At 46.4% G+C, this 6717-nt stretch carries 6 protein-coding genes; 3 read left to right on the forward strand and 3 right to left on the reverse strand.

Going from position 1 to position 6717, the window contains the following annotated elements; all coding sequences use genetic code 11:
• Nucleotide 1: 1 nt before the first annotated feature.
• Nucleotides 2-475 carry a C40 family peptidase gene (locus FFM73_RS09030; RefSeq protein WP_137631430.1) on the reverse strand — a complete coding sequence of 158 codons (474 nt, stop codon included), beginning with the start codon at nucleotides 473-475 and terminating at the stop codon, nucleotides 2-4.
• 330 nt (nucleotides 476-805) lie between these two features.
• Nucleotides 806-1690, reverse strand: a complete 885-nt coding sequence (locus tag FFM73_RS09035; protein ID WP_137631431.1) for a linear amide C-N hydrolase — start codon at nucleotides 1688-1690, stop codon at nucleotides 806-808.
• A gap of 175 nt (nucleotides 1691-1865) precedes the next feature.
• Here FFM73_RS09035 and FFM73_RS09040 point away from each other — a divergent pair, with 175 nt between their 5' ends.
• Nucleotides 1866-2510 (forward strand): LVIS_2131 family protein, encoded by a 645-nt coding sequence (locus tag FFM73_RS09040; RefSeq protein ID WP_137631432.1) that lies wholly within the window; start codon nucleotides 1866-1868, stop codon nucleotides 2508-2510.
• A 221-nt stretch (nucleotides 2511-2731) separates the two neighbouring features.
• Here FFM73_RS09040 and FFM73_RS09045 read toward each other — a convergent pair whose 3' ends face one another.
• Nucleotides 2732-3289 carry a M15 family metallopeptidase gene (locus tag FFM73_RS09045; protein ID WP_137631433.1) on the reverse strand — a complete coding sequence of 186 codons (558 nt, stop codon included), beginning with the start codon at nucleotides 3287-3289 and terminating at the stop codon, nucleotides 2732-2734.
• A 302-nt stretch (nucleotides 3290-3591) separates the two neighbouring features.
• Here FFM73_RS09045 and FFM73_RS09050 point away from each other — a divergent pair, with 302 nt between their 5' ends.
• Nucleotides 3592-5118: a YfcC family protein gene (locus FFM73_RS09050; RefSeq protein ID WP_373278654.1), complete on the forward strand. Its 1527-nt coding sequence runs from the start codon at nucleotides 3592-3594 to the stop codon at nucleotides 5116-5118.
• 199 nt (nucleotides 5119-5317) lie between these two features.
• Nucleotides 5318-6646: a M20 family metallopeptidase gene (locus tag FFM73_RS09055; protein ID WP_137631435.1), complete on the forward strand. Its 1329-nt coding sequence runs from the start codon at nucleotides 5318-5320 to the stop codon at nucleotides 6644-6646.
• The last annotated feature ends 71 nt before the right edge of the window (nucleotides 6647-6717 follow it).

Raw genomic sequence — 6717 nt, forward strand, 5'->3', positions numbered from 1 at the left:
TTTACTGCAAATTAGTTACTCGGGCAGTACCAACATGGTGCCACCATGGTGCTTTGACGGATTCAACGATCACGCCGCGGTTTTGAGCATCGATCATCTTACCATTACCGATGTACATCCCAACGTGACTGATACTGTGGCGACTGCCACCGAAGAAGACCAGATCACCCTTTTTAGCGTGGGCGTATGAAACCTTTTTGAACTTGTTGTACTGTGCTTGGGCAGTACGAGGAATCTGCTTTGAGACACCCTTCTTATAAACGTATGAAGTTAACCCGGAACAGTCAAATGATGAAGGACCGGTTGCACCCCAGCTGTAACGCTTGCCAAGTTGCTGCTTAGCAACGTTGTAAACCTGTGAATAAGATTTAGTCGTATCAGCGTGTGCCGTTGTGCTATGAGTCATATTAGTGGCAACCGTAATACCAAGGATTGCAATTGCTGTTAATGCGATTCGTACAAACCATTTCTTCATAATTTTAAATATCCCCTTTACCGTAAGTAATTAATCGTTTTTTTAAAATTTCGTATTTGCGTTAATCAATTCAACGAGACTAAGTGTATCAATCGCAGGTTACAGTCGTGTTTCAATGAATTATCGATTAGGTTAACGAAAACGGCAGGAACGTAATTTTTAGGGGATATCACATCATTCTTGGTTCAATAAACACCGTTATAACAAGCTGTATCCTTTTATTTCAAGTTTGTAACAAACACGGTAAAATATGGGGAGATTTTCAAAAAAAGTTAAAAAAACTACGATTTTAATTAAAATCGCAGTTTTTTGTTTAATATTTACAGCAAATTAGAGGTCAATTGCTGATTTTGGCGTGTCATCTGTCGGTAATTGTAAATAGCGCAGATGAGTTGTATCAATAATACTAATATAGTGGGTAAAGTTATGGTTAGCAGGGTGTCGACCGGCCTGTCTGGGAATAATAACTTGAGTCAGGATGGCTTCCGCTTGCGAAACAGCCGCCTCAGCAGTTGCCGGTTGCGGCTGTCCCCAAAGGTTGATCACGGTTTTAATGAAGCGGTCGGTAGGAATTGGACCTTCTGGCAGGGGCTTCTTTTCAGCTAACCATTGGCTGGCAGCAGCTGGTAAATGGGCACGATCGGTATTTAAAAAACGGTTTACGCGCCCCAGATGGTCAGCTAATTCGGGCGTGTTAGTCAGCACGTTTAGAGGATCAGTGATTAATTTTAGCGCGTGGGCCGTGGGTTCTAGAACGGCAGTTGCGCCAGTGGCATCTGCTAACAACCAATGAAAGGGGTAGACCTTGTTTTCTGCATACCAGACACGCCCAATAAGCGCAACGGTTGACAGGTCGGCAGCCATTTCAGCAATCGTTCGGTACTGACTTAAGACCCAAAGAATGAAGTCCTGCGGGGTGAGATTCGTCATCCCAGCTTGCGGGTCATCGTAGTAGTTGATGCGATTAGGAAAGTATAGTTCGGCACAGCTCAAACCAGCACTATTCAGACCATCACCAAACAGTGAATAGCCGTTTAAATGGCGGGCGGAGCCAACAATCCGGTACCGCGTGGTTTGCGGTTCGCCTAAAATTGGCCGCCAGCTCGTGCCAGCTTCAAGAATGGTGGGCTGCCACGGATCAACGTTTGGAAAATCCATCGTTCTTGCCAGCAGATGAGTGCCGTCAGCCGCGGATAGCGTGAGACTAGTACACATTTTAAAACCTCCCTCAATAATGTTGTATAATGCTATTATAGGTCAGCAAAACATTTCTACCTAGGGACTTGTTTTTAGATGTGACTTTCGATAATCTAGAAATAAGTTAAGCGCTATTTTGGGTGAAACGTTGCAGCCAAAGCGTTAAATCAGGGATAAGAATGGGAGAGGTATCATGAAATCAGCATGGAATTTAGTTGGTATGGGGCTTTGGCTTCTACTATTGATCTACTTAATCTGGATGGTACACGATATGCGCGTGCGTCGGCTGAAACTTTTGGTGACGGAGAAACGCTCTTGGTCGTGGCAAAATATCACTAAATCAAGTATTGAACTGGTTATTTTTCTCCTATGCCTGTGGGGAATGGGTTACACAACGCTGTTTCAGGATGTCAGCCAGTTGAACCCCAAGCGGGTGACCGTGGCTTACCAGTACAAGCCGTTGGTTTTAGACACCAGTGCGATCGGCAAATCGGACTACGTGATCGTGAAAACCGGTAATGGCCGTAAGCCAGCGCAGTATTACACGTTCTACACGCAGGGCGAAAAAGACATGGTGCCGGGTGACAGTGCCACCGTTTCAGCGGGGGGTCATCCAGTTAACCTAGTGGCCTCTTCATATAAGTGGAATAAGGCGAAGGTCAACGAAATGGAAAAACAGCACCAAAAGGCGTGGGTCGGGGTCGTTGAAACGACCTATAAAAAGACCTTCTTAAATGGAGTTGGTCTTCACGCCGGTCGGTTAGCGAACCGCTTCACGCTGATCCGGGTACCCGATCATTCATTTGTTAAACAAGTTAGCGATAATCAGGAACAATAAAACATGAGACACTAAAAGCACCGTCCTTCACATAAAGGGCGGTGTCTTTTTTGAGTTAACTCAATTCCAACCTATGGCAGATTGGTAGGGTGATCACTTGAGCCAAGCCTGGTCGCAATTTCGGCGGAGCCACGTACTTGAGCTGATCGTTTGGAGGTGGTAATCACCACTTAATAGTATAGTCAGTTTTGGACTGAATGTTTAATATATCGCTCATGTTTTTACGATTTCGCGTAATCATTAGGATCAGCGGCTAACGGACCGTACTGATCCATTTCAGTATCGCGGTAATCCCACCATTCATTTTCGTAGCCCACGAAGCCAGCCTGAGTCATGGCTGAGAGTAGAATCTGGTAATTGGCTTCTTGAGTGGTAGTCCGTGGATAGTTGCGGACGGCCTTGCCGGTAAAATCATCAAAGCCCGACTGCATTTCGACTTCTTTACCGTCTAAATCAGTCAAAGTCAGATCAAAGGTCACCCCTTTTTGATGGGAGTAATTCGGGTCGGGTTCGGCCACCCACGTGGGGTTCGACACCACTTCGAACAGTTTTTCCTGGGCGCCGACTGGGCGGTAAGAATCCCAGACTTTGATGCGAAAGCCCTGTTGTTTTAAGGCCTTAGCAGCGTTGCCGAGTTTCTTAGCGGTTCCCGTGCGTGCAATTGCCGTGGTAAAGCCATAAATCTTGCGGCCAGTAAAATTATCCGTAGTGGCGTATTTCAGATCAACAATAATGTCTGAATCTGCATCTTGAATGTTCATGAAGCCATCTTCAACCATTGAATTTCCTCCTTTGGTGACGCTTTCAAGGGGATTATAGCATATTTAATGCTGTAGCTGGTACTGTCAAATACAGTATAAGTAATCATTGATAATTCAAGAATAAGTAATTGGAAAATAACCCATTAATAAATGAGACCGTGATTTCAGCCGATCCTGCAATGCCAAACGCCATAAATCAAACCAATAAGTAAAGATTAATGCTCACGATTAACAAAAAATTTGAAATTTTCAAGAAATAGTCATAATTTGGTTACTTATCTCCGCTAAACTAAAAGTGTCAAAGAATACGCAATAAGGAGATGAGGACGATGCAAGCACCTAAACTAGAACCAAAGAAGAGACGGTTTAAAATGCCGTCAGCCTATACGATTCTGTTTATGATCATTACGTTAGTTGCCATTCTCACCTGGATCATTCCGGCAGGGGCTTATAACACAGATAAAGCTGGCAATATCATTGCGCATACTTATAAGAGCGTAACGGCAAACCCACAAGGAATCTGGGATGTCTTTATGTCGCCAATTTATGGGATGATCGGTAATGATCATACTGAAGGCGCTATCTCAATCTCACTATTTATTCTCGTTATCGGTGGTTTCCTTGGGGTGGTCAACAAGACCAAGGCTTTGGATGATGGGATCGGTGCTGTCGTCCGCAGATATAAAGGTAAGGAAAAACGGTTGATCCCGATCTTAATGATCCTGTTTGCGTTAGGCGGGACCACTTACGGAATGGCAGAAGAAACGATCGCGTTTTATCCGCTGCTGATTCCGGTCATGATTGGGGTTGGGTTTGATTCGTTAACGGCGGTGGCCATTATTCTGGTTGGCTCACAGATTGGGGTACTGGCCTCTACCGTGAACCCATTCGCGACCGGGGTGGCTAGTCAGACCTTAGACCTCTCCATGGGTCAAGGAATCTTCCCACGGTTAATGCTGCTGGTGATCACGCTGATCGTCGGTATCTGGTATGTTTACCGGTACGCTTCAAAAGTCGAAAAGGACCCCAGCAAGTCGGCCGTGTTTGAACAACGTGAAAAGGATCTGGATCGCTTTTCTGTTAAAGACGCGGATGATGCCGGCACGATGACGGGGCGGCAAAAATGGGTCCTGAGTTTATTTGGACTCACATTCCTGCTGATGATCATCGGGTTAATTCCGTGGAGCACGATCAACAATAAATGGACTTTCTTCGAATCTGCGACTAAGTGGTTATCAGGTATCCCAATTCTGGGGAACATTTTAGGGAGCGACATGGTGCCGATGGGTGACTGGTACTTCTCGGAAATCACCATGCTGTTCCTATTAATGGCAGTGATCATTATGTTTGTTTATAAAATGAAGGAAGCCGAATTCATCGACGCGTTTATGGGTGGGATGAAAGACTTCCTGAGCGTAGCCATCATCGTGGCGGTGGCCCGGGGAATTCAAGTGGTGATGAACGACGGTCTGATCACCGATACAGTACTTCACTGGGGTGAAATGGGACTGAAGGGGCTCTCAGAAAGTGTCTTCATTATCATCACTTACATCTTCTACATTCCAATGTCCTTCCTTATTCCGTCAACGTCTGGACTGGCGTCGGCAACTATGGGGATTATTGGACCGATGGGTAAATTTGCTGGTGTCGATGGCAGCGTGGTCATCACGGCATACCAAGCAGCGTCTGGCTGGGTAAACTTAATTACCCCAACTTCAGGCGTTGTGATGGGGGCCTTAGCCATTGCCCACATCAACATTAGCGTGTGGTGGAAATGGATTGCCAAACTGATGATTTATCTGTTCATTGTAACTTGTGTATTTTTGGGAATACTTGCTATCTTGTAAGGTGTGTAAACAAGCGGTTAGAGAGCGGAGTGTAAGGCGCTTTCGGTAAAAATCCCGAACTTGGATTTATGCCGAAAGTGACTTACATGCAGCTCTCTGCTTGTTGTAGCCCGATTCGGCTACGTTGAGTCTTTGCTTACTGCAGCCCAATTTGACTATGTAAATATGTAAAAAGAGAGACAAAAGGGAGGTCATATCCATGCAACCATACATCAAAGCAACCCACCAAAAAGCCGCCGTAGAAGCCATCAAACGGTTGGTAAAACATCCCTCTAGTACCACTGAACCAGCCCCTGGTGCACCCTTTGGCCAACCGATTCGTGATGCGCTAGATGAAATGATGCAGATCTGTTCGGAACTGGGGTTTAAAACCTATACGGATCCGGACGGCAATTACGGTTATGCAGAAGTCGGTGAGGGCGATACTATTTTCGGCATCTTGGGTCACGTGGACGTGGTGCCGGCTGGTGACGCGGCTGACTGGTCCCATGCACCATTTAACGCCGTTGTTGAAAACGGGGTGCTGTATGGGCGTGGCGTTCAAGATGATAAGGGCCCATCAGTGGCAGTATTATACGCGGTTAAAGCGTTGATGGATGCCGGTGTGACCTTTAAAGAACGGATCCGGTTCATCTTCGGGACGGATGAAGAAACCCTCTGGCGGGGAATCGCCGTTTATCAACAAAAAGAAGAACCCATCACTCACGGAATCGCACCGGATTCAGCGTTTCCGGTGACCTACGCGGAAAAGGGCCTGCAACAGTCTTACTTCGTGGGGCCAGGCAGTCATGACTTTAGTCTGAAAATGCAAAATGCCTTTAATGCCGTGCCGGCTAAAGCTCAGTATAACGGGCCGAAATTGGCAGAAGTTAAGGCAGCGTTAGATGGATTCGGTTTTGGTTATGAGGCGGATGCAGATGGCATTACCGTGACCGGCAACGCCGTCCATGCCATGCTGGCACCAGAAGGGACTAACGCGGTGTTACGCCTGGCAATGGCGTTAGACCAAGTTTTCCCGGATGGCCCACTGGGGTTGATCGGGCGCTGTTTCAAAGAAGATGCCACTGGTGTGAACCTAATGGGTGACGTGGCGGATGAAGCCTCTGGTCATTTAACGATCAACATTTCCAACATTGAAGTCAATCCAGAGGAGACCCGGATGCAGGTCGACATGCGGATACCGGTCACCGTGGATCACGATGAGCTGATTGAAAAAATGACGCACAAAATTGCTGAATACGGGTATCGTTATGAAGATTTCGACTATTTAGCACCGCTATATGTACCAAAGGACAGCGAATTAGTTGAAAAATTGATGGCCGTATATCGGGAAGTTACGGGCGATACCACCGAACCGCAAGTTTCTGGCGGGGCAACTTACGCGCGGACGATGAACCAGTGCGTAGCGTTCGGAGCGATGCTGCCGGGGGTGGCGGACTATATGCACCAAGTAGATGAGCAGTGGGAACTGGAAAAGATGTTTACCGCAATGGACATTTACGGGTCTAAGCTTTTTAGTGTTGATTAAGTTCAACACTGAGAAACTTAGGCCTGTTTTTTTGCAAAAAAAGGACACCTAGTCTCCCAGGCGTTATACTT

The sequence above is a fragment of the Secundilactobacillus hailunensis genome (genome assembly GCF_005405185.1).
GTDB classification, from domain to species: domain Bacteria; phylum Bacillota; class Bacilli; order Lactobacillales; family Lactobacillaceae; genus Secundilactobacillus; species Secundilactobacillus hailunensis.

What these genes read in the sequence shown, in the direction of transcription:
- FFM73_RS09050 (WP_373278654.1), top strand. Translation starts at nt 3,592, where the DNA reads ATGAGGACGATGCAAGCACCTAAACTAGAACCAAAGAAGAGACGGTTT.
- FFM73_RS09045 (WP_137631433.1), bottom strand. Translation starts at nt 3,289, where the DNA reads ATGGTTGAAGATGGCTTCATGAACATTCAAGATGCAGATTCAGACATT.
- FFM73_RS09035 (WP_137631431.1), bottom strand. Translation starts at nt 1,690, where the DNA reads ATGTGTACTAGTCTCACGCTATCCGCGGCTGACGGCACTCATCTGCTG.
- FFM73_RS09055 (WP_137631435.1), top strand. Translation starts at nt 5,318, where the DNA reads ATGCAACCATACATCAAAGCAACCCACCAAAAAGCCGCCGTAGAAGCC.
- FFM73_RS09040 (WP_137631432.1), top strand. Translation starts at nt 1,866, where the DNA reads ATGAAATCAGCATGGAATTTAGTTGGTATGGGGCTTTGGCTTCTACTA.
- FFM73_RS09030 (WP_137631430.1), bottom strand. Translation starts at nt 475, where the DNA reads ATGAAGAAATGGTTTGTACGAATCGCATTAACAGCAATTGCAATCCTT.